19 protein-coding genes and 2 tRNA genes are annotated in these 21,782 nt (G+C 69.3%); 10 read left to right on the top strand and 11 right to left on the bottom strand.

The features are described 5' to 3' along the window. Positions 1-146: 146 nt before the first annotated feature. From ABTV10_RS00170 to pknB, 6 genes are read left to right on the top strand one after another with little or no spacing between them, the layout of a single operon-like run. On the top strand, positions 147-614 hold the full coding sequence (locus tag ABTV10_RS00170) for an FHA domain-containing protein FhaB/FipA (protein WP_499031691.1): 468 nt from the start codon (positions 147-149) through the stop codon (positions 612-614). Then, positions 611-2,044 carry a protein phosphatase 2C domain-containing protein gene (locus ABTV10_RS00165; protein ID WP_499031688.1) on the top strand — a complete coding sequence of 478 codons (1,434 nt, stop codon included), beginning with the start codon at positions 611-613 and terminating at the stop codon, positions 2,042-2,044. The genes ABTV10_RS00170 and ABTV10_RS00165 overlap by 4 nt, the downstream gene beginning before the upstream one ends. Beyond that, on the top strand, positions 2,044-3,486 hold the full coding sequence (locus tag ABTV10_RS00160) for an FtsW/RodA/SpoVE family cell cycle protein (RefSeq protein WP_499031686.1): 1,443 nt from the start codon (positions 2,044-2,046) through the stop codon (positions 3,484-3,486). Before ABTV10_RS00165 ends, ABTV10_RS00160 begins: the two co-directional genes overlap by 1 nt. Continuing rightward, a complete protein-coding gene (locus tag ABTV10_RS00155) occupies positions 3,483-4,970 on the top strand; it encodes a peptidoglycan D,D-transpeptidase FtsI family protein (protein ID WP_433608770.1) in 1,488 nt (495 codons plus the stop codon). Before ABTV10_RS00160 ends, ABTV10_RS00155 begins: the two co-directional genes overlap by 4 nt. Positions 4,971-4,974: 4 nt before the next feature. Then, positions 4,975-6,351: a serine/threonine-protein kinase gene (locus ABTV10_RS00150; protein WP_499031682.1), complete on the top strand. Its 1,377-nt coding sequence runs from the start codon at positions 4,975-4,977 to the stop codon at positions 6,349-6,351. Then, positions 6,348-8,279 (top strand): Stk1 family PASTA domain-containing Ser/Thr kinase, encoded by a 1,932-nt coding sequence (gene pknB / locus ABTV10_RS00145; RefSeq protein ID WP_499031680.1) that lies wholly within the window; start codon positions 6,348-6,350, stop codon positions 8,277-8,279. The genes ABTV10_RS00150 and pknB overlap by 4 nt, the downstream gene beginning before the upstream one ends. A gap of 89 nt (positions 8,280-8,368) precedes the next feature. Here pknB and ABTV10_RS00140 read toward each other — a convergent pair whose 3' ends face one another. Together ABTV10_RS00140 and ABTV10_RS00135 are read right to left on the bottom strand one after the other, a co-directional pair. After that, positions 8,369-9,034, bottom strand: coding sequence for an aminodeoxychorismate/anthranilate synthase component II (locus ABTV10_RS00140; RefSeq protein WP_499031678.1), 666 nt, complete (start codon positions 9,032-9,034; stop codon positions 8,369-8,371). Between the two features lie 45 nt (positions 9,035-9,079). Beyond that, positions 9,080-9,844, bottom strand: coding sequence for a DUF881 domain-containing protein (locus ABTV10_RS00135; protein ID WP_499031675.1), 765 nt, complete (start codon positions 9,842-9,844; stop codon positions 9,080-9,082). A gap of 170 nt (positions 9,845-10,014) precedes the next feature. Between ABTV10_RS00135 and crgA the strand changes: the two genes are divergently transcribed. Both crgA and ABTV10_RS00125 read left to right on the top strand, forming a co-directional pair. After that, positions 10,015-10,278: a cell division protein CrgA gene (crgA, locus tag ABTV10_RS00130; protein WP_127917874.1), complete on the top strand. Its 264-nt coding sequence runs from the start codon at positions 10,015-10,017 to the stop codon at positions 10,276-10,278. Positions 10,279-10,386: 108 nt separating this feature from the next. Further along, positions 10,387-10,857 carry a PH domain-containing protein gene (locus ABTV10_RS00125; protein WP_499031672.1) on the top strand — a complete coding sequence of 157 codons (471 nt, stop codon included), beginning with the start codon at positions 10,387-10,389 and terminating at the stop codon, positions 10,855-10,857. Between the two features lie 10 nt (positions 10,858-10,867). Here the strand turns inward: ABTV10_RS00125 and ABTV10_RS00120 are convergent, their stop codons facing one another. Continuing rightward, positions 10,868-11,770, bottom strand: a complete 903-nt coding sequence (locus tag ABTV10_RS00120; protein ID WP_433608757.1) for a rhomboid family intramembrane serine protease — start codon at positions 11,768-11,770, stop codon at positions 10,868-10,870. A 15-nt stretch (positions 11,771-11,785) separates the two neighbouring features. Continuing rightward, positions 11,786-12,307, bottom strand: coding sequence for a peptidylprolyl isomerase (locus tag ABTV10_RS00115; RefSeq protein ID WP_433608755.1), 522 nt, complete (start codon positions 12,305-12,307; stop codon positions 11,786-11,788). 58 nt (positions 12,308-12,365) lie between these two features. Between ABTV10_RS00115 and ABTV10_RS00110 the strand changes: the two genes are divergently transcribed. After that, a complete protein-coding gene (locus tag ABTV10_RS00110; RefSeq protein ID WP_499031669.1) occupies positions 12,366-12,548 on the top strand; it encodes a hypothetical protein in 183 nt (60 codons plus the stop codon). Positions 12,549-12,551: 3 nt separating this feature from the next. On the opposite strand, the gene ABTV10_RS00105 is transcribed toward ABTV10_RS00110, so the two are convergent. The 3 genes from ABTV10_RS00105 to ABTV10_RS00095 form a co-directional block, all read right to left on the bottom strand. Then, complete coding sequence (locus ABTV10_RS00105; RefSeq protein ID WP_499031667.1) at positions 12,552-13,811, bottom strand: alpha/beta fold hydrolase; 1,260 nt, start codon at positions 13,809-13,811, stop codon at positions 12,552-12,554. 29 nt (positions 13,812-13,840) lie between these two features. Continuing rightward, positions 13,841-15,103 (bottom strand): TetR/AcrR family transcriptional regulator, encoded by a 1,263-nt coding sequence (locus tag ABTV10_RS00100; RefSeq protein ID WP_499031665.1) that lies wholly within the window; start codon positions 15,101-15,103, stop codon positions 13,841-13,843. Between the two features lie 695 nt (positions 15,104-15,798). Next, positions 15,799-16,059 carry a hypothetical protein gene (locus tag ABTV10_RS00095; protein WP_499031662.1) on the bottom strand — a complete coding sequence of 87 codons (261 nt, stop codon included), beginning with the start codon at positions 16,057-16,059 and terminating at the stop codon, positions 15,799-15,801. Between the two features lie 736 nt (positions 16,060-16,795). On the opposite strand from ABTV10_RS00095, the gene ABTV10_RS00090 reads away from it, so the two are divergent. Then, complete coding sequence (locus tag ABTV10_RS00090; protein WP_433608743.1) at positions 16,796-17,170, top strand: nuclear transport factor 2 family protein; 375 nt, start codon at positions 16,796-16,798, stop codon at positions 17,168-17,170. Positions 17,171-17,348: 178 nt separating this feature from the next. Here the strand turns inward: ABTV10_RS00090 and ABTV10_RS00085 are convergent. From ABTV10_RS00085 to gyrA, 4 genes are all read right to left on the bottom strand, one after another. Continuing rightward, positions 17,349-17,421: transfer RNA gene (locus ABTV10_RS00085), tRNA-Ala, on the bottom strand. A 161-nt stretch (positions 17,422-17,582) separates the two neighbouring features. Continuing rightward, positions 17,583-17,656 (bottom strand) — tRNA-Ile (locus tag ABTV10_RS00080). A 75-nt stretch (positions 17,657-17,731) separates the two neighbouring features. Next, the gene (locus tag ABTV10_RS00075) at positions 17,732-19,090 is read right to left on the bottom strand and encodes a DUF3566 domain-containing protein (protein WP_499031659.1); all 1,359 of its coding nucleotides are present in this window, start codon (positions 19,088-19,090) and stop codon (positions 17,732-17,734) included. Continuing rightward, positions 19,091-21,610 carry a DNA gyrase subunit A gene (gene gyrA / locus ABTV10_RS00070; RefSeq protein ID WP_499031657.1) on the bottom strand — a complete coding sequence of 840 codons (2,520 nt, stop codon included), beginning with the start codon at positions 21,608-21,610 and terminating at the stop codon, positions 19,091-19,093. It lies immediately after the preceding gene. Positions 21,611-21,782 lie beyond the last annotated feature (172 nt).

The following is a 21,782-nucleotide window of genomic DNA, read 5'->3' as shown; positions in this document are numbered from 1 at the left end:
CGCCTACCCACGGAACCGCGCCTCGGGACACCGGGCGCGGCACCGGATCATGATCGATGTCGTCGGCTTCCACATATGATGCAGCCAGCTGAGAATGCCCCGGCTGCGCATCCGTGCGGCCGTGCCCCCGAAGGAGGTGTCGAGCAGTGCAGGGACTGATTCTCCAACTGACGCGAGCAGGCTTCCTGCTGCTGCTCTGGCTCTTCGTCTGGGCGGTGATCCGGGCCCTGCGCAACGACGTCTATGCGGGCGCGGGCGGCGGTCGTGTCGCGTCGCGGTACACGCGGCGCCCGTCGGTGCTGCCGACGCTCAGCAAGCAGAAGGTCGCGAAGTACCTCGTGGTGACGCAAGGAGCCCTCGCCGGCACCCGCATCACCCTCAGCACCCAGCCGGTCCTCATCGGCCGTGCCGACGACTCGACGCTCGTCCTCACCGACGACTACGCGTCGACCCGGCATGCGCGCCTGTCGCCGCGCGGCACCGACTGGTACGTCGAGGACCTCGGCTCGACCAACGGCACCTACCTGGACCGGGCCAAGGTCACGACGGCGGTCCGCGTCCCGCTCGGCACCCCCGTGCGCGTCGGCAAGACAGTGATCGAGCTACGCCCGTGACCCTTGTTCTGCGCTACGCGGCCCGCAGCGACCGCGGTCTGGTCCGCGCCAACAACGAAGACTCCGTGTACGCGGGTGCCCGCCTGCTCGCGCTCGCCGACGGGATGGGTGGCCACGCGGCCGGCGAGGTCGCCTCGCAGCTGATGATCGCCGCCCTCGCACACCTCGACGACGACGAGCCGGGCGAGGACCTGCTCGGCAAGCTGGACGCCGCCACCCGCGAGGGCAACGCGACCATCGCCGACCATGTCGAGGAGGATCCCGAGCTCGAGGGCATGGGCACCACGCTCACCGCGATCCTGTTCGCGGGCAGCAAGCTGGGTCTGGTCCACATCGGTGACTCGCGCGCCTACCTGCTGCGCGACGACCAGCTCACCCAGATCACCCGCGACGACACGTTCGTGCAGTCCCTCGTCGACGAGGGCCGCATCACCGCCGAGCAGGCCCACACGCACCCGCAGCGGTCGCTGATCATGCGGGCGCTCACCGGCAACGAGGTCGAGCCGACGCTGATCATGCGCGAGGCGCGTGCCGGCGACCGCTACCTGCTGTGCTCCGACGGCCTGTCCGACGTGGTCAGCGACGAGACGATCGCGAACACGATGCGCGAGGGCACCCACGACGAGTGCGCCGACCGGCTCATCGAACTGGCGCTCCGCAGCGGCGGACCCGACAACGTCACGGTCATCGTGGCCGACGTGATCAACCTCGACTACGGCCAGAGCCATCCGATCGTCGGTGGCGCCGCCTCCGACGAGGAGGAGGAGACGCCGCCCCCGAACACCGCGGCCGGCCGGGCGGCGGCGATGCGGCCGCCGCGTGCGACCCCCAAGCGGGTGACCCCGGTCCCCGAGGCGCCCCCGAAGAAGTCCCACAAGCTGCGCTGGACGCTGGTCGTGCTCGGGTTGGTCGTGCTGGTCGCCGGTGGCCTGGTGGTGGGCCGCTCGATGATTCGCAACTACTACTACGTCGGCGCGTCCGACGACCGGGTCACGGTGCTGCGCGGCATCCCCGGGTCGGTGCTGGGTTACTCGTTGCAGGACAGCGCGCTGGTCGGGTGCATCACCGACAGCGGCGTCCTGACCATCGTCGATCCGAACGCACTGCCGAGCGAGTGCCGTGTGCTGAAGGTCGACGACCTGCAGCCGTCGGCGCGCGAACAGGTGCGCGCCGGTCTGCCGTCGGGTTCGCTGGACGACGCGACCGACCAGATGCGTCGACTGGCCGCGAACGACCTGCTGCCGCTGTGCACGCCGGAACCGGCACCCGCACCTACGCCGACTCCGCCCCCCGCGCCTGCCCCGACACCCGCACCCAGCGGGGAGCCGGCGCCGCCGCCCGCGCCGACGACGGCGGCTCCGCCCCCGCCCACCCCCACTCCGGCACCGGTCGAGCAGATCCCGGGCCAGAACTGCAGGACCGCCAGCTGATGTCCACGTCCGACGCTCCGTTCCCCAGCCCAGCGAGTGGCTTCGCCGCCGCACCCGTCCAGTCGAACCGCCGGACCACCGAGCTGATCCTGCTGTGCTGCGCGATCGGGATCACGGCGGTGTCGCTGGTGCTGGTCGAGGCCAGCCAGGAACAGACCCTCACGTTGGATCTCGCGAAGTACGGGATCTCGTACGCGGCGATGTTCCTCGTCGCGCACCTCGCGGTGCGGCGTTTCGCTCCGTACGCCGACCCGCTGCTGCTGCCGATCGTGGCCCTGCTCAACGGGCTCGGTCTGGTCCTGATCCACCGTCTCGACCTCGCCGACGCCGACTCCGCGATCCACCAGGGCCTGGCGGTCCCCTCCCCCGACGCGACCCAGCAGGTGCTGTGGACCGCGCTCGCGATCGCCGGGTTCATCACCGTTCTGGTGCTGCTGAAGGACTACCGACTGCTGGCGCGGTACGGGTACACGGTGGGCCTCGCGGGTCTGGTGCTGCTGGCGATCCCGGCACTGCTGCCGTCCCGGTTCTCCGAGGTCAACGGCGCCAAGATCTGGATCAAGCTGCCTGGGTTCAGCATCCAGCCGGGCGAGTTCGCGAAGATCCTGTTGATCATCTTCTTCGCCGCGGTCCTGGTGGCGAAGCGCGACCTGTTCACCACCGCCGGCCGCCACTTCTTCGGCATGGATCTCCCCCGGGCCCGTGACCTCGGCCCGATCCTGGCGGCGTGGATCGTCTCCGTCGGCGTGCTGGTGTTCGAGAAGGACCTGGGCACGTCGCTGCTGATCTTCGGCACCGTGCTGGTGATGCTCTACATCGCGACGGAGCGGGTCGGCTGGCTGCTGATCGGCGGCGGCCTGCTGATCGTCGGGTTCTTCTTCGCATACCAGATGTTCAGCCATGTCCGGGTGCGGGTGAACACCTGGCTCGACCCCCTCGGCGACTACCAGAACACCGGCTACCAGATCTCGCAGTCGCTGTTCGGCCTCGCGACCGGCGGTGTCGCCGGCACCGGCCTGGGCAGTGGGCGACCGTCGCAGGTGCCGTTCGCCAAGACCGACTTCATCATCGCCGCGATCGGTGAGGAACTGGGCCTCGTGGGCCTGGCGGCCATCCTGATGCTGTTCCTGATCTTCGTGGTGCGGGGGCTGCGTACCGCGCTCGCGGTGCGCGACAGCTTCGGCAAGCTGCTCGCCGCCGGCCTGGCGTTCACGATCGCGATCCAGCTGTTCGTGGTCGTCGGCGGTGTGACGAAGCTGATCCCCCTCACCGGTCTCACCACTCCGTTCATGTCGTACGGTGGATCGTCGCTGCTCGCGAACTACCTGCTACTGGCACTGCTGATGAAGATCTCCGACGCCGCCCGCACCCCCGCGGCACCCGTGAAGAAGGGGCCTGCTCCCATCGCGGACGCTCCGACGGAAATGCTGGGTCGCCAATGAACACACCGCTCCGCCGCGTCGCGCTGGCCGTCATGGTGATGGTCGTCGCGCTGCTCGCCAACGCCACCTACGTGCAGGTCATCAAGGCCGACGACCTGCGCAACGATCCGCGCAACTCGCGCGTGCTGCTCGACGAGTACTCGCGTCAGCGCGGCCAGATCTCCGCGGGCGGGCAGGTGCTCGCGGCGTCGGTCCCCACCGACGACCGCTACAAGTACCTGCGCGTATACCCGCCGAACCCGGCGGCGCCGTCGAGCCCGCTCGCGAACGCGCCGGTCACCGGCTTCTACTCGATGCAGTACGGCAGCACCGGTCTGGAGAAGGCCGAGGACCCGATCCTCAACGGCTCCGACAACCGCCTGTTCAGCAACCGTTTCTTCGATCTGGTGTCGGGTCGCGATCCGCGCGGCGGCAACGTGATCAGCACGATCGATCCGGTGATGCAGCAGGTGGCGTACGACGAGCTGACCGCGAAGGGCTACACCGGGTCGGTGGTCGCGATCGAGCCGAGCACCGGCAACATCCTGGCGATGGCCAGCACCCCCAGCTACGACCCGAACCGGCTGTCGAGCCACGACGGTGCCGAGACGGCGGCGGCGTGGGAGGAACTGAACGCCGACCCGGACAAGCCGATGCTCAACCGCGCGGTGTCCGCGACGTACCCGCCCGGTTCGACATTCAAGGTCGTCGTCACCGCGGCGGCGCTGGAGAACGGCGCGAACCCGGACGAGCAGCTGACAGCGGCGCCGAACATCACGCTGCCGGGCACGTCGACGACGCTCGAAAACTACAACGGCACCACGTGCGGCGGCGGCCCGACGGCCTCGCTGCGGGAGGCGTTCGCGCGCTCGTGCAACACCGCGTTCGTCGAACTGGGCGTCAAGACCGGGGCCGACGCGCTCGCCGAGCAGGCGAAGGCGTTCGGCATCGGCCCCAACACCCCGGGTATCCCGATCCCGGTGGCCGACAGCACGATCGGCGCCATCCCGGACGACGCGGCGCTCGGCCAGTCCAGCATCGGCCAGCGGGACGTCGCGCTGACGCCGCTGCAGAACGCGGAGATCGCCGCGACCATCGCCAACGGCGGCGTGCGCATGGAATCGCACCTGGTGTCGCAGCTGCAGAGCCCGGACCTGTCGAACCTGGCGACCACGTCGCCGAAGTCCATCGGCCGCGCCGTGTCTCCCGACGTGGCCGCGACGCTGACCCAGCTGATGATCGGGTCCGAGAACAACACCGCCGGCGGCGGCAAGATCCCGGGCGTCCAGATCGCGTCCAAGACGGGCACCGCCGAGCACGGCAACGACCCGCGCAACACCCCGCCGCACGCCTGGTACATCGGGTTCGCGCCGGCCCAGAATCCGACGGTCGCGATCGCTGTCATCGTCGAGGACGGCGGCGACCGGGCGCTCGCCGCGACCGGCGGCTCGGTCGCGGCCCCCATCGGACGGGCGGTCATCTCGGCGGGATTGCAGAGGGGATGAGGGGATGTCGTTGACCAACGGATCGGTGATCGGCGGCCGCTATCGCCTGCAGCGGCTGATCGCCACCGGCGGCATGGGCCAGGTGTGGGAGGCCACCGACAGCCGCCTCGACCGCCGCGTCGCGGTGAAGGTTCTCAAGGCCGAGTTCTCGTCGGATCCGGAGTTCGTCGAGCGGTTCCGCATCGAGGCCCGCACCACCGCGCAGCTTAACCACCCGGGCATCGCGGGCGTCTACGACTACGGCGAGACCCGCGACGAGGCCGGCGCCAACCTCGCCTACCTGGTGATGGAACTGGTGGCGGGTGAGCCGCTCAACGCGGTGCTCGCGCGTGTGGGCCGCCTGTCGATCGCGCACGCCCTGGACATGCTCGAGCAGACCGGTCGGGCGCTGCAGGCCGCGCACTCGGCCGGTGTCGTGCACCGCGACGTCAAGCCCGGCAACATCCTCATCACCCCGTCCGGGCAGGTGAAGATCACCGACTTCGGCATCGCGAAGGCGGTCGACGCCTCCCCGGTCACCCGCACCGGCATGGTGATGGGCACCGCGCAGTACATCGCACCGGAGCAGGCGCTGGGTCAGGAGGCGACCGCCGCCAGCGACGTGTACTCGCTCGGCGTGGTCGGCTACGAGGCGCTGTCGGGGCGCCGCCCGTTCGGTGGCGGCGGCACCCTCACGGTCGCGATGAAGCACGTGCAGGAACCGCCGGAGCCGATGCCGGCCGATCTCCCGGCCCCGATCCGTGAGCTCATCGACATCACGCTGACGAAGGACCCGGCCGGTCGTTACGCCAACGGCGGCGAGTTCGCCGACGCCGTCGCCGCGGTCCGCGCCGGACGCCGCCCGCCCCCGCCGGGGCGGATGCCGACGGCCGCGACGCGGGTGGTCGCGCCGGTCCCGGCCGCCGCGCCGACTGCGATGATTCCGACGCAGCAGCGCAACTACACGGGCGATACGGGCCGGGTTGCCGAGACGCCGGGTGACGGTGACAGTGGTTCGGGCTGGACCAGCGGCCAGCGGGCGCTCGCGTGGGCCGGTGGCGGTCTGCTGGCGCTCGCCGCGATCGTCATGTTCGGGATGCTGCTCTTCGGGGGCGGGGACGATCAGCCGGCCGCGCCGGCGGTCACGTCGACGACGCGGACGCCGGTGACGACGACCCGCACGACGACCACAGCGCCGCCGCGGACCACGACGACCACCACGCCGCCGCCGACAACGACGACGACCACCACGCCGCCGCCGACAACCACGACGACGCCGCCGCGGACCACGACGACGACCACCACGCCGCCGCGGACCACGACGACGACCACCGAGCCCACGACCACGACCACCACCACGACAACGGCCACCACAACCACGGCCACGCAAGGACTGCCATGACGACGCCGCGCAACCTCTCCTCCCGGTACGAGTTGGGCGAGATCCTGGGGTTCGGTGGTATGTCCGAGGTGCATCTCGGACGGGACCTGCGGCTCAGCCGCGATGTCGCGATCAAGGTGCTGCGCGCCGATCTGGCCCGCGACCCCACGTTCTACCTGCGGTTCCGCCGCGAGGCGCAGAATGCCGCCGCGCTGAACCATCCGGCGATCGTCGCGGTGTACGACACCGGCGAGGCCGAGACGGACGCCGGGCCGCTGCCGTACATCGTCATGGAGTACGTCGACGGTGACACGCTGCGCGACATCCTCCGCACCGAGGGGCCGATGACGCCGCGACGGGCGATGGAGGTCATCGCCGACGTGTGCGCGGCGCTGGACTTCAGTCACCGCAACGGCATCGTGCACCGGGACATGAAGCCCGCCAACATCATGATCAACCGCGCGGGCGCGGTGAAGGTGATGGATTTCGGTATCGCGCGCGCGATGGCCGACGGGCAGAGCACGATGACGCAGACCGCCGCGGTGATCGGCACCGCGCAGTACCTGTCACCGGAGCAGGCGCGCGGCGACCAGGTGGACGCCCGCTCGGACGTCTACTCGCTCGGCTGCGTGCTCTACGAACTGCTCACCGGTGAACCCCCGTTCAAGGGTGATTCCCCGGTGGCGGTCGCGTACCAGCACGTCCGGGAGGATCCGAAGACGCCGTCGCTGGTCAATCCGGCGGTGCCGCGGGCGCTGGATTCGGTGATCCTCAAGGCGATGAGCAAGAACCCGGCCAACCGCTACCAGAGCGCCGCCGAGATGCGCAGCGATCTGGTGCGGGTGCTCGGTGGTCAGCGGCCGAGCGCACCGATGGTGATGACCGACGAGGACCGCACCACCATCCTCGGTGCCGTCGACAACGCCGCGAGCACCAGTTCCGGGTACCAGGCCGAACCTGCGCGCACCGCGACGGCGACGGCGGCACCGACGGTGATCCCGCCGGCGGATCCGCCGAAGAAGAAGAACACGACCCGCAACGTGCTGGTCGCCGTCGCGGCGCTGATCGTGGTCGGCATCATCGGCGCGTTCGGCTTCTCGTTGCTGTCCACACCGGAGAAGGTGTCGGTGCCGAACGTCGCCGGCCGCAGCGTGCAGGAAGCCGAGACGATGCTGCGCAACGCGAAGCTCGACTCGACGATCCAGACCCGCCCCGACCCGGTCGTGGCCAACGGCAACGTCATCGGCACCAACCCGGCGGCCGGCACGTCGGTGGACGAGAACAGCAGCGTCACGCTCCAGGTGTCGTCCGGCCCCGAGCAGGTGCAGGTGCCCAAGCTCTCCGGCTTGACGCAGGAGGACGCGGAGAAGGCGCTGGCCGCGGCCGGTCTGCGGCTGGACTCCGAGATCGGTCGTGCGGCGTCGGATGCGAGCCAGCTCGACATGGTCGTCGGCCAGGAGCCGTCGTCGGGCGCGAAGATCAACCTCGACTCCACGGTGGCGATCACGCTGGGCTCGGGCCCCGAGCAGGTGCGGGTGCCGAACGTGATCGGCCAGACGATCGACGTCGCGCAGCCGAACATCGAGGGTGCCGGGTTCAAGGTCCAGGTCGAGAAGGTCGACTCCGGCAAGCCCGAGGGCGAGGTGATCTCGACGTCGCCGTCCGGCGGTTCGACCGCGGCGAAGGGCGACACGATCCGGCTCCAGGTGTCGAACGGCAAGCTGTTCACGATGCCCGACCTGACCGAGATGTCGGTGTCGCAGGCGGTGGAGGCGCTGCGCAGGGCCGGCTGGACGGGCTCGTCGAACCAGCTCTCGCAGATGAAGCAGCCGACGCTCGACAAGGACCTGGTGGGCAAGATCGTCGGTCAGCAGCAGCCCCCGGGCAGCGACGTCGCGAAGAACGCGGCGCTGACGGTGGCCGTCGGCGAGCTGGGGATTCCCCGGTAGGAGCGTTTACATACGGAAAACGGCTGTGCGGTCCCCGACGAGGGGACCGCACAGCCGTTTTCGCGTCAGTTGCGTCAGTACGTCGTTCGTCAGCGCGTGAGCGCGTCGCCCAGCGACCGGGCGACCTCGTCCTCGAGCGCGGAGACGAGTGTCTCGGCCGGCACCTGCCCGCACACACCGAGCCAGTTCGCGAGCATCCGGTGACCGCCCTGCGTGAGCACCGACTCCGGGTGGAACTGCACGCCGTGGATCGGCAGCTCGCGGTGCCGCATCGCCATGACGATGCCGCTGTCGGTGTGGGCGGTGACCTCGAGCTCGGCGGGGATGGTGTCCTCGACGACGGTCAGCGAGTGGTAGCGGGTCGCGGTGAACGGGTCGGGCAGCCCGGCGAGGACACCGGCGTCGTTGTGGTGGACGAGGCTGGTCTTGCCGTGCAGCAGTTCCGGCGCGCGGTCGACGGTCGCACCGAACGCGGCCCCGATCGCCTGATGGCCCAGGCACACGCCCAGCAAGGGGGTCCGTGCGGTGGCGCACGCGCCGACCAACGGCATCGTCGCGCCCGCGCGCTGCGGGGTGCCGGGGCCGGGGCTGAGCAGGATGCCGTCGAACTCGTGGGCCGCGGCCGCGATGGCGTCGTCGCCGGTCAGTCGGGGGTCGTCGTTGCGCCACACTTCGGCCTGCGTTCCGAGCTGGCCCAGGTACTGGACCAGGTTGAACACGAAGCTGTCGTAGTTGTCGACGACCAGAATGCGCATGGGACCGAGGGTAGTGCCTGGGTGATCTCGGTCGGTGCGCAGGGATTACGCGACCGGCTGCGCGTACTCGGTGTGCAACTGCCCGGTGTACGCGGGAACTGTGAGGTGACCCGATTCCTGCTGGGTGTAGACGAGTCCGTACCGGACGGCGTACTGCTTGAACACCTTGATCCCGGGCTCGTTCGCGAGGGTCGCGGCGAGGCGGGCCGGGTCGCCGATCGCGGTCACCACGTACGGCGGGCTGTAGGTGCGGCCGTGCAGCAGCAGCGTGTTGCCGATGCACCGCGGCGCCGACGTGTTCACGATCCTCTGGTCCTGCATCGCGATCGCCTCCGCACCGCCCGTCCACAGCGCGTTGAGGACGCTCTGCACGTCCTGCTGGTGGACGACGAGGTCGTCGGGCGACGCGCCGGCCGGGTACTTGCCGTCGGCGTCGCGCGGCGCGTCGGTGAGGGTGACGACGATGCCGGGACCGCTGAGCGGGGTCAGGCCGGCGGCGGCAGCGAGCTCACGGCTTTCGGTGAGCGCCTCCGCGACCCGGGTGTCGGTGCCGGCCGCGTTCTCCTGGAGCTCCTCGACCTCGGCGGCGAGCTCGTCACGGGTGGCGGCGGCGTTGTCGACGTCGACCTGCGCGCGGCGCACCAGGTCGGACAGTCGGGTCGAGTCCGCGGCCCGCAGCTCGTTTCCGTGGGAGACCTCGCGGGTGGTCGCCAGCAGCAGTCCCGCGACGAGGCAGACCACGAGGACGGCCACCGACCAGAAACCGAACCGAGGGTTCGAGCCCTGCGGCTGCGTTTCGACGTCGGGCACCCTCGACCACCACTTCCACCTCGGACATTCGGTACGTGACCGACCGGTCCCGGCTGCGCTTATTTGGGTTAGCGTGTACTTCACAACAGGTGGTGCCGAATCTACCCTGTCCGCCCGGACCGATCCGGGCACCAGATCGCGTTCTCCCATCCTCACGAGACAAGGACGTCATGCCGAAGTCGAAGGTCCGGAAGAAGACCGACTACACGATCAATCCCGCGAACCGCACCCCGGTGAAGGTGAAGGCGGGTCCGTCGAGCGCGCTGTACGTCTCGGTGATGCTCGGTTTCATGCTCGTCGGTCTGGCGTGGCTGATTGTGTACTACTTGGCCGGCGAGAACCTCGCATGGATGAACGATCTGGGGGCGTACAACTTCCTCATCGGCTTCGGATTCATGGTCGTGGGCCTGATCATGACGATGCGGTGGCGCTGACCTCGCTGTTGCCGACGTGCGAGTGTGTCCGCCGCCCATGCAATTACACACGTGTCATTTCATCCCCAGTGTTGATAACACCTGTGGATAACAAGGGGATCTGTACACATGCCTGAGGATGAAGTCGACCGTGCGCCGTCGCTCGAGTGGGCCACCCCGCTCGGCGCCGTAGTGGCCCTCGCGGTCGGTGGGGTCGCGATGATCGCCGCCGCGCTGCTGCTCGGCATCGACGCACCGGGACGGTTCCTCGCGAGCGTCGCGGCGTTCGCGATGTTCGTGCTCGCGGGGCTGGGCGCCCGACAGCGGCCGAAGCTGGCGATCGTGCGGGTCGGGGCCGCGCCGGCGATCGCGGCGACACGCGTGCGGGGCCGACGGGTCTACCGCCGCGACGACATCGCCCGGATCCGCATCGTGCAGTACCCGCGGCTGGGGCGGCGGGTACCGATGCTCGAGATCGACGCGCTCGATCCCGACGGCGCCGAGCGGCTGCTGATCTTCGGACGGTGGGACCTGGGCGAGGACCCCACGGTGGTGTTCGACGCCCTGTCCGTGCACGGGCTCGTACCCGCGGAGGAGTGAGCGGCCGTCCTCAGATCGCCGCGACGGCCGCGGCCGTGACGATCAGCGTCAACAGGCCGATCGCACCCAGCGCGGTCCATCCCGCGGTGCGCACCCGATCGGCGTCCTGCGCGCCGACCGCGGACGGGGCGTAGAGCAGGGCCGCGGTCGCGGCGGCGCCGGCCACCAGGCCGCCCATGTGGCCCCACAGCGAGATGCCGGGGATCGTGACGCTGATGATGACGTTGATCGCGATGACCGCGAGGACGGGCGTCGGGCTGCGCCTCAGCCGCAGCAGGATCACCGCCTGGGCACCGAGCAGGCCGAAGATAGCGCCCGAGGCTCCCGCGGTCGGCGCCATGGGGTCGAGCAGCAGCACCGAGGCTGATCCGCCGAGCAGCGAGATCAGATACACCGCCAGGTAGCGGGCCCGGCCCAGAACGATTTCGATGTCGCGGCCGATCACGTACAGCGCGAACATGTTCACGGCCAGGTGCATCAACCCGATGTGCAGGAATCCGCTGGTGAGGATGCGACCGTAATCGCCGGCGGCGACGGCGGGACCCCACAGGACCCAGTCGAAGAACAGCGGCGACGCCAGATGGTTGTCGAGCAGGCTGCGCGACTGCACCGCGGTGATCGCGAAGATCGCCACGTTGGCCGCGATGAGGATGTAGGTGAGCACCGGTGTCGGTGCCTGGGTGCGGACCCGGGCGCCGGCGACCGTGCGGGCCTGCCGCGTGTCGCGCCGACCGGCGGCGACGCAGTCGACGCACTGGTGTCCGACGGACGCGGGACGCAGGCAGTCCGGGCAGGCCGGACGGCCGCACCGGGTGCAGGAGAGCGCGGTGGGGCGATCGGGGTGGTGCACGCACCTCGGCTGAGGTGGCGGGGTGCCCTCGCTCGCCGCACCACCCCAGCCGGGGTTCGTCATGTGTGAATCCTCGTCTTACGAGATGGTGATGCTGTTGATGACGACATCGTCGACCGGGCGGTCGCCGCGGTCGGTCGCGGTGGTGGCGATGGTGTCGACGACCTTCTTCGACTCCTCGTCGAGCACCTCACCGAAGATGGTGTGGCGACGGTTCAGGTGCGGGGTGGGGCCGACGGTGATGAAGAACTGCGAGCCGTTGGTGCCCGGGCCGGCGTTGGCCATCGCCAGCAGGTAGCCGCGGTCGAACTGCAGCTCGGGGTGGAACTCGTCGCCGAACTTGTAGCCCGGGCCGCCGCGGCCGGTGCCGGTCGGGTCGCCGCCCTGGATCATGAAGCCGTCGATGACGCGGTGGAAGATCGCACCGTCGTAGAACGGGCCGGAGGCGCCGCCCTGCGCGTTCTGGGTGGAGTACTCCTTGGAACCGTCCGCCAGGCCGACGAAGTTCTCGACGGTCTTGGGCGCATGGTTACCGAACAGCGCGATCTTGATGTCGCCGCGGTTGGTGTGCAGCGTTGCGGTAGCAGTCTGTGAAGTCACCCCCCTATCGTGCCATTGCGGTCCGGGCGCCGCCCACGACCTGTGCAAGAGTGGAGCCATGACCCGTGCGACCAAGCGTGCTTCCGCCCCGACGTCCTCGTCCGGCCGCCGACGGGTGCTGATCGGTCTGGGCGCCGCCGCTGCCGCGGTCGGTGCCGCCGCGATCGCACTCACCCGGCGCCCCGAGATGCCGCCCGTCGCATCCCGTCCGCCGTCGCTGACCGACCCGCGCCCGCAGTAGCACTCACGGCACCCGGCAGTTGCCGGGTTCGGACGCGCCGTAGAACCGGTCGGTGATCCACGTGAGCGCCTCGGGTGATCCCAGCGGGTACGGCGCGGCGTGGTTGATACCGGCCCCCGGTCGGATCGGCGGCAGCAGATTCTCACTGAACCGGACTGTCGCCCCCTTGGCGCACCAGTCGTCGGCGAGCTGACGGGCCTGCCCGAACGGCACCAGGTCGTCGTGCACGCCGGACTCGATCAGCACCGGCGCCTGCGGGGTGCGGTTACCGATCCGCTGTTCGGCGATCAGCTCTCGCGCGAGCGGCTCCCGGGCCGCCACCACCGCGAGCGGTTCACCGGACCGTGTGAACGACGACGTGCGCTGGAAGCCGTACGTTATGCGGGTCTCCCCGACGCACTGCTGCTGCACGTCCGTGAGCATCTGCCGACCGCGGTCGTTCATCAACTCCTCGACCATGGGCCGCGCGTCGGGATACGCCTGCGCGATCCCGTTGAGGGTGTATCCGATGGCACCGACCAGAATGGTGCCGTCGATCTGCTCGAGCGTCGCGGCCAGATCTGCGGGCGGGGCGCCGGCGTAGGCGCCGCGCACGTCGAGCTCGGGCGCATACTCGGGTTGCAGCTCCGCGGCGGCCGCCGATGCCCCGCCGCCCTGGGAGTACCCCCACAGCGCCACCGGACCGTCCGGCGTGATGCCGGTACCGGGCAGTCGCTGCGCCGCCCGGGCCGCGTCGAGCACCGCGTGCGCCTCGGCGGCCCGGTTGACGTAGGTGTGGACACCGGGGGTGCCCAGGCCCTCGTAGTCGGTCACGACCACGGCGATGCCCCGCGACAGCAGGGCGTTGACGAACACCACCTCGTACGACGCGATCACGTTCGACGGCGGCGTGTAGTCGAGCACCGTTCCCATCGTCTTCGACGGGGCGCACTGGTCGCCCTGCCCCTGTGTCCCGGGCGCCAGGCTCACCAGGGGCCGCGATCCAGGGCCGTTCCACGGTACGGCCGGATCGAAGTAGGTGCCGGTGACCGCGTTCGCCGATCCGTGGGTGTCGTTGCTGCGGTACATGATCCGGGTAGCCGTGGCGGGGAAGGCGCCGGCCTGCCACACCAACGGCATCGGTTCGGTCCGGATCAGGTCACCGGCTGTGCCGGGGAGGACCGGCGGTGGCTGGTAGAAGTCCACCTGCGCGGTTGCAGTGGGGCTTCCGGCAACCACCACGCCGATCACCGCCGCCGCTGCGGCACACCACCTTCCGATCATGCCGACCTCCCCGGATCACGTGTTCTCCGCTATTTGGGCGAGGCACCCCACAGGGTTGTCTCGAGGTTGTACCGCGTCAAACGCTCGATCGAGATCCGGGGCAGCCCGTGCGTGCACCACAGGAGTTCCCCGAGACACTGGAACACGAGCCGAGTCGAGCCGGGCATGGTGATGCTGCCGTCTCGCACACCCGCCGTGAATGCGGCGTCCCATACCTGCAGCACTTTTCGGCCGTCGAGCATGAGGAAGTCGAAGTGGTCGTTGTTGACGAGCATCGCCCACGACTTGAGGATGGTGACCTCGGGCTCGAAGCGCTTGCCGGCCGCGCTGCGCATCCGGATGAGCGCGTCCACCGTCTCGAGCGGCGTCCCGCCCGCCGCACCGATCTCCTGGTGCGCCGCGCGCATCCGCGACGAGAAGCTCTGCAGGATCGCGACGAGGATCGATTCCCGCGAGTCGAAGTGGTGGTAGAGGCTGCCCTGCGTCAGACCGACGGCGTTCGCGATGTCGCGGGTGGTGGTGGCGTCGAAGCCACGCTCGGCGAACACGTACCGGGCGGCGTCGAGGATCCGATCCTGCTTGTCGGACAGCGCCATCGGGTTCTCGCGATCCCAGGACGCGATCACCTTGCGCGCCACGCGGGCCGTGTCCGATTCCGACAGGTCGCTGTCGGCGGGCTTCGTGGCGAGGCCGTTGAACATCAGGTCGACCGTGCAGCCGGCGACCTTCCGGGCCGCAAATCCGGTGGGTGCGAGGGTCGCGCTGTACGTCTCCGCGACGCGCAGCACCTCCCGCAGGATCCGCGTGTCGACCTCGGGTCGCACCAGACCCGCGTCCGCGGCGTCACGCACCAGCGTGTTCCACTTCTTCTCCGACCACTTCGGCTCGGAGGTCAGCAGTTTCGCCAGATCGTTGTCCTTGGTCTCCGGCACCCCCAGGCACACCTGGAGTGCGCCCGGATGGCGCGCGGACGCATCGGCGATGTCGAGGGCGAATCGGCGAATGGACTCGATCGGCGAGTCCGACGCCACCGCCGGACGCTGGGTTGCGGCGACGATGTCGTCGCGCAGTGCGCGAACCATCGTCGCGGCCAGCGCGTCCTTCGACTCGAAGTGGTAGTAGAGGCTTCCGGCCAGCATGCCGGTGTCGGATGCGATGTCCCGCATCGACGTACCCGTGTACCCCTTGGCCGCGAACAGTTCCGACGTCGCGGCCAGAATTTCGGCGCGTTTGTCCGGCTTATCCTGCGCACCGCCGCCAGACGACGCGGCAGCCCTTCCCGTACGTGTCACTTCGTTCCCCCCGATTCCACGACCCCTGGTCGCTTGTCAATGCTTTCGATCGCGCACTTGCCGCGACCGACCTCTGTACCGCCATCCACGGCCCGCCCGATCACCGATGGGCGAACCAGAACCGACATCCCCTGCCACACTCCACGATCGACCTCGACGCCCCTGAACGTCTCGATCGATGACAGGGTCCGGCGAGTGCCCCGGCATCCCTGCCCGGACACCGGCCACTGTCCGGCCAGACGATCCTGCCACCTCGCCGCAGCCGGGTCATCAGAGCGTACGTGCTGACAGAACCGGAACTGACCATTCGGAGGCAGAACACCGGCTATCTCGGCGTCCGGACGCACGGTCCGCTCCCGGCTGCGCAAACGCGACGTCGTCGCCGCGGTCGGCCTCGCGAGGACCAGCGACGCGGCCTCACGCGGATGGTGCGGCACCTTCGCTCCGGTGCCGGCCCCGGTCTCGACGACCGCTCCCCGCGCCGACGCGAGCAGGCGTCGACCACGGTGGCCCATGCCGCACGTCTCCGTGACGGCGTGGGAGACCATCCGAAGAGGCCCTCGCGCAAGTTCATCCACGCGTCCATTCTGAGTGCCGAATGGGTGTTCCCGGACCGCTTTACGCGGAATGCACCCGGGTACAAATTGACACCTGACGTCGCCGGATATCGAGTGTCGATCGGAAACCATTGGTAGTCAGGTCATTATGAATCCGACGGGTGCCTGACGCATCGGCGGGTCGCCGTGAATGTCCATCCAGATCAGCGCTCCGACGACGCCGCCGATGATCGCGCCGGCCCGATTCTTCCGTGTCTCCTCGATCGGCTTCTGCTGCGGGCCGGGATGGTCGACGCGAACCTGATTGAGCGGCAGCGGATTCTGCTGTGGTGTCAGCGTCGCATTCGTCTGCGCGATGCTGTCGACGATGGGGAGCATCCGGCGTGAATCCGACGCCATGATCCGCGCCGTGCGCGGTGACAGCGAATACAGCTGTGGCAGCCGTCTTCCCGAGCTTCGATACGGTACCGGAGGTGTCGGGAGAAACGGGCTTTCCCCGCCTGGTCGACGAGATCTCGGGCCGATTCCCCTCCGACCACTCCCGCACCGAATGCGTGAAATACGTGTTGGACGCAGGAACCGCTGCCCGCGAGCGACGGTTCCTCGGACTCGTCCACACCGGGCCGGGCACACTGCTTCGCCGCCCTTGCGAATCAACACCTTTCGCCCATCGTCGTCCGCACGGTGTCCTTGTCGAGATCGCGAGCGCGGCGAACACAGCCACCGTCGCCCACTTCTCCAGCTGCGAGCCGACCCCCACGGTCCACCCGGAGCGTGCCACCTACCACCTCAGTCCCGATCGTCACCACAGATCGAGCGCATGCAGCATCGTGCGGCATGCGCTGAGACAGCCCCGACAGCTGTGGGACGTGGTCGACCGTCTCCGGCAACCACTGATCCCGCGCGCGGCCCCGTGTGCAGAGCCGTTCCGTCTCCCCCGACACTCCGCCCCGGATCCAGGCCCCGGGACGGCGATCGCGGTGATCGTATCGGAACGAGTAGGTCGAATGTCCGTTTTCTCCACGGAAGACCGGCCGGTTCCCGGATCCGGGAGGGCACCAGGGGAAATGCACCATGCGCCCGTGCCGCTGCGATACCCTCGCGACTGAAACGAGTTCTAGCCAGGAGGAGCAACATGGCCGCGTCACCCGAGAGCATCCGCAGCACCGTCGAGAGCTACATCAAGGCGGTCGCGTCCGGCACCGCCGACGACGTCCTGGCGCTGTACGCCGAGGGCGCCACGGTGGAGGACCCCGTGGGCAGCCCGGTTCGCACCACCCGGGAGTCGATCCGCGAGTTCTACGCAATCATCGAACCGCTCGAGCAGGAGGCCGAGCTGGTGACGCTGCGCATCGCGGCGAACACCGCGGCCTTCCACTTCCGTCTGGTCACCAAGATGGGCGACCAGACCGTCGAGATCGCCCCGATCGACATCATGGAGTTCGACGACGCCGGCAAGATCGTCAGCATGCGTGCCGTGTGGGGCCCTGAGGACATGATCACGGGCTGAGCCGACCCCGGGAGGCTGCTGCGCGCGGATCGTCGTTCCGCGCGCGCAGTCGACCGCGCCGCGCGTCACGTCGCGCGCAGCAGCCTCCGGACGGGCCGCACAGCGCAGCCGTGATCGACGGCAAGAGCCGGACATGCGAAAAAGACGCCGTCCCTATCGGGATGGCGTCTTTCAGGTGTGGAGCCTAGGAGATTCGAACTCCTGACATCTGCCTTGCAAAGGCAGCGCTCTACCAACTGAGCTAAGGCCCCGTCTGCACTGTCTCCGCGGATTCAGCGACTTGTGACCTCGTGCCAGACATCGGTGCCGCGTCGCTTGGAAAGCAACTTGGCGAGTCCGAGCGCAACCAGCAATCCGGCTCCTGCGATCAGGATGACCTTCATGGTGGCTACCCTTCGTCGGCACGTGGGAGTGGGCCTAGGAGGACTTGAACCTCCGACCTCTTCGTTATCAGCGAAGCGCTCTAACCGCCTGAGCTATAGGCCCTCGAACCGAGCAGAACAGTACCCCACCGAAGCCGCAGATACCAAAACGGCTCCAGCGGGGCACTGTTTTGCCTGGTCAGTCGGGGTCCGCCAACGTGACCTGCACACCACCGACGAGGTCGGAGCACAGGTTGTAGATGAACGAACCGATCGTCGCGAGGGCTGTGAAAAGCACCACATTCATCAGCCCGATGAGGGCCGAGTAGCCGAACACCTGGCCGGACGTCACCAGTCCGCCGCTGTTCGAATCACTGATGATCTCGGTGAAGGCATTGTTCAGCCGATCCCACACACCCATGCCGTCGAGCACGACGTACAGCAGGCCGACCGCCACCATCCACACGAAGAACAGCGCGATCGAGATCACCAGCGACACCTTGAGCATCGACCACGGGTCGACGCGGCGCAGCTGAACGGTGGCCCGCAGCCCCTCGCCGTCGACCGGCGCGGTCGCGGTCAGTGCCGACGAGGCCGCCTTGCGGATGGCACCGGCGGGCGCCGGTGCTCCCCCGTTGGACGACGGCGCCGGCGACGGGTGCTTGACCTCGGAGAGGTCCGGCATGTCCTTCGCCAGATCGGTGCGGGCGATGCTACGGGTGGGTCCGTCGATGACCGCCGCCTTCGACTGGGCGGCCGCCTTGGACGCCGCCCTCCGATCGGCTCCGCCTCCGGGGGGCCCGCCGGGTGCCGGGTTCGTCACGGGCGGCGTGGGGGCCGCTGTACCCGTCACCACCGGCCGCGGGGCCGCCGCGCCCGTCACCACCGGCCGCGGGGCCGCCGCGCCCGTCACTGGCGGCTTGGGGGCCGCCGTACCGGTCACCACCGGCTTGCTGGGCTGGGCGTGCTGGGCCGGGGTGCCCGGCTGCGCCGGAGCGGCGGGCGGCTTGGGGGCCGCCGTGCCGGTGACGACCGGCCGACCCGTCGGTGGCGTGCTGGCGCCGTTGTTCCCAGGATTGCCGGCAGCGATGCCGGGCCGCCCGGGACCGGCGGGCGCCTTGCCGCCCGCTGCCGGTCCCGCGACGGGCACACCCGGACGGTTCGGGTCGTTCTTCGGCGCTGCCTGTTGCTGTCCCCGCTGCCACGGCGGTGTGGGCGCCCCCGGCTTCTGCGCCGGGGGCTGCTGGGCCTGAGGCTTCTGGGCCTCGGGCTTCTGCGGACCCGCGCCCTTCGCGGCGTCGCCCGCGACGGCGGCCGGCTTGCGGTCCGCCGGCCCACCGGGCTGCTGGGGCGCCTTGGCGTCCCCGGCCTCCTGGACCTCCACTGCCTTGGGGGCGCCGGCAGCCGACGCAGCCACCTGGGACGCCTTACCTGCCTTGGGCTCCGGAGCTTCCACGGCCTCGGCGGCGGCAGTCTTGGACACCTCGGCCGCCTGCTGCTCGGACTTGTCGCCCTTGGCGGCGTCGCCCTGCTCGCCGGGCTTTCGGGGAGTGCTCAACTAGGACTCCTTCGCTCCATCGGAACCCGCAGCACCTGCAGCGCCCTCCTCGGGTTCGTCCGCGTTGCGCGCGATCGCGAGCAGGGTGTCGCCCTCCCCGAGATTCATCAACCGCACGCCCTTCGTCTGCCGGCCCGCCTTGCGCACCTGCTTGGCCGCGGTGCGAATGACACCGCCACCCGAGGTGATCGCGTACAGCTCGTCGTCGTCGTCGACGATGACCGCACCGACCAGGGTGCCACGTTTCGGGTCGTACTGGATGGTGAGAACGCCCTTTCCACCGCGACCCTGGGCGACGTAGTCCTCGATCGGGGTGCGCTTGGCGTAACCGCCCGACGTCGCCACCAGCAGGTACGTCTCGTCGCGAACCACGTTGAGCGACAGCAGTTCGTCGTCCTGGTTGAACCGCATGCCCTGCACACCGGACGTGGCGCGGCCCATCGGGCGCAGCGCCTCGTCGGTCGCGGAGAAGCGGATCGACTGCCCCTTTGCCGACACGAGCAGCAGGTCGTCCTCGGCCGAGCACAGCACCGCGCCGACCAGCTCGTCCTCGTCGCGCAGGTTGATCGCGACGATGCCGCCCGAACGGTTCGAGTCGAAGTCGGCCAGCTTGGACTTCTTCACCAGGCCGTTGCGGGTCGCGAGCACCAGGTACGGCGCGTCCTCGTACGACTTGATGTGGATGATGCCCTGGATCTTCTCGTCCGGCTGGAACGCCAGCAGGTTGGCCACGTGCTGGCCGCGGGCGGCACGGTTCGCCTCCGGCAGCTCGTACGCCTTGGCGCGGTAGACGCGGCCCTTGGTGGTGAAGAACAGCAGCCAGTCGTGGGTGGAGCAGACGAAGAAGTTCTTGACGATGTCTTCCTGCTTGAGCTCCGCGCCCTTGACGCCCTTGCCGCCGCGCTTCTGCGACCGGTAGAGGTCGGTCTTGGTGCGCTTGGCGTACCCGGTCTCGGTGATCGTGACGACCACGTCCTCGCGGGCGATCAGGTCCTCGTCGGTGACGTCGCCGTCGGCCGCGATGATGCGGGTGCGCCGGTCGTCGCCGTACTTCTCGACGATCTCGGCGAGCTCGTCACGGACGATCGCGCGCTGCCGCTCCGGCTTCTCGAGGATGTCCTTCAGGTCGGCGATCTCGCGCTCGATCTCGGCCAACTCGTCGATGATCTTCTGCCGCTCGAGGGCCGCCAGGCGGCGCAGCTGCATCGCGAGGATCGCGTCGGCCTGGACCTCGTCGACCTCGAGCAGCTGCATCAGGCCGGAGCGCGCGACGTCGACGGTCTGCGACGCACGGATCAGCGCGATGACCTCGTCGAGGGCGTCGAGCGCCTTGACCAGGCCGCGCAGGATGTGGGCCCGCTCCTCGGCCTTGCGCAGCAGGTACCGGGTGCGCCGGATGATGACCTCGAGCTGGTGCGCCACGTAGAGGCGGATCATCTGGTCCAGGCGCAGCGTCCGCGGCACGCCGTCCACGATGGACAGCATGTTCGCGCCGAAGCTGGTCTGCAGCTGCGAGTGCTTGTAAAGGTTGTTGAGCACCACCTTCGCGACGGCGTCACGCTTGATGACGACGACGATGCGCATGCCCACACGGTCGGACGACTGGTCCTCGATCTTGGAGATGCCGGCGATCTTGCCGTCGCGCACCTGCTCGGCGATCGAGGTGATCAGGTTGTCCGGGTTGACCTGGTACGGCAGCTCGGTGATGACGATCTGGGTGGCGCCGCGATCGGATTCCTCGATCTCGACGACGCCGCGCATGCGGATCGAGCCGCGGCCGGTGCGGTAGGCGTCCTGGATGCCCTGGCCGCCGACGATCAGGCCGGAGGTCGGGAAGTCCGGTCCCTTGACCCGCTCCATGACCGCCTCGAGGGTGGCTTCCTCGTCGGCCTCGTGGTTGTCGAGCGCCCAGTAGATGGCCTCGGCGACCTCGCGCAGGTTGTGCGGCGGGATGTTGGTCGCCATGCCGACGGCGATACCGCCGGAACCGTTGATCAGCAGGTTCGGGATACGGCTCGGCAGAACCGTCGGCTCCTGCGTCTTGCCGTCGTAGTTCGGAACGAAATCGACTGTGTCGTGGTCGATCTCGCGAGTCATCTCCATCGCGAGCGGCGTCAGGCGGCACTCGGTGTAACGCATCGCGGCCGCGCCGTCGTTGCCGCGGGAACCGAAGTTGCCCTGGCCGTCGACCAGCGGGTAGCGCAGCGACCACGGCTGCGCCATGCGCACAAGGGTGTCGTAGATCGAGGCGTCGCCGTGCGGGTGGTAGTTACCCATCGTGTCGGCGACCGGGCGGGCGGACTTCACGTAGCCGCGGTCCGGGCGGTAACCGTTGTCGTACATCGCGTACAGCACGCGACGGTGCACGGGCTTGAGGCCGTCGCGCACGTCGGGCAGCGCGCGGCCCACGATCACGCTCATCGCGTAGTCGATGTAGCTGGACTGCATCTCCTGCTGGATGTCCACCGGCTCGATGCGGTCGTGCCCCGATTCCTCCGGCGGCAACGTGGTGTCAGTCATCGGCTCCTCTTCTTCTCAGCAAAACGGTCCTGGTAGAGCCTGCGGACCCCGGGCGTGCGAAGCGTCGAAGTTCGATGGCTCCGGCGCCACGCACACGCAACCCGTCAAGTCTATAGGTGCAGGTCAGCCAGACCCGGCAGCACTCGCTGATTGTCCGGCCATTCCCCCGTCC

It is taken from the genome of Paraburkholderia sp. RHO2 (assembly GCF_050955445.1).
GTDB lineage: Bacteria > Actinomycetota > Actinomycetes > Mycobacteriales > Mycobacteriaceae > Prescottella > Prescottella agglutinans_A.
The sequence above is the reverse complement of the archived record's forward strand: the minus strand, read 5'-3'. Positions and strand labels throughout refer to the sequence as shown.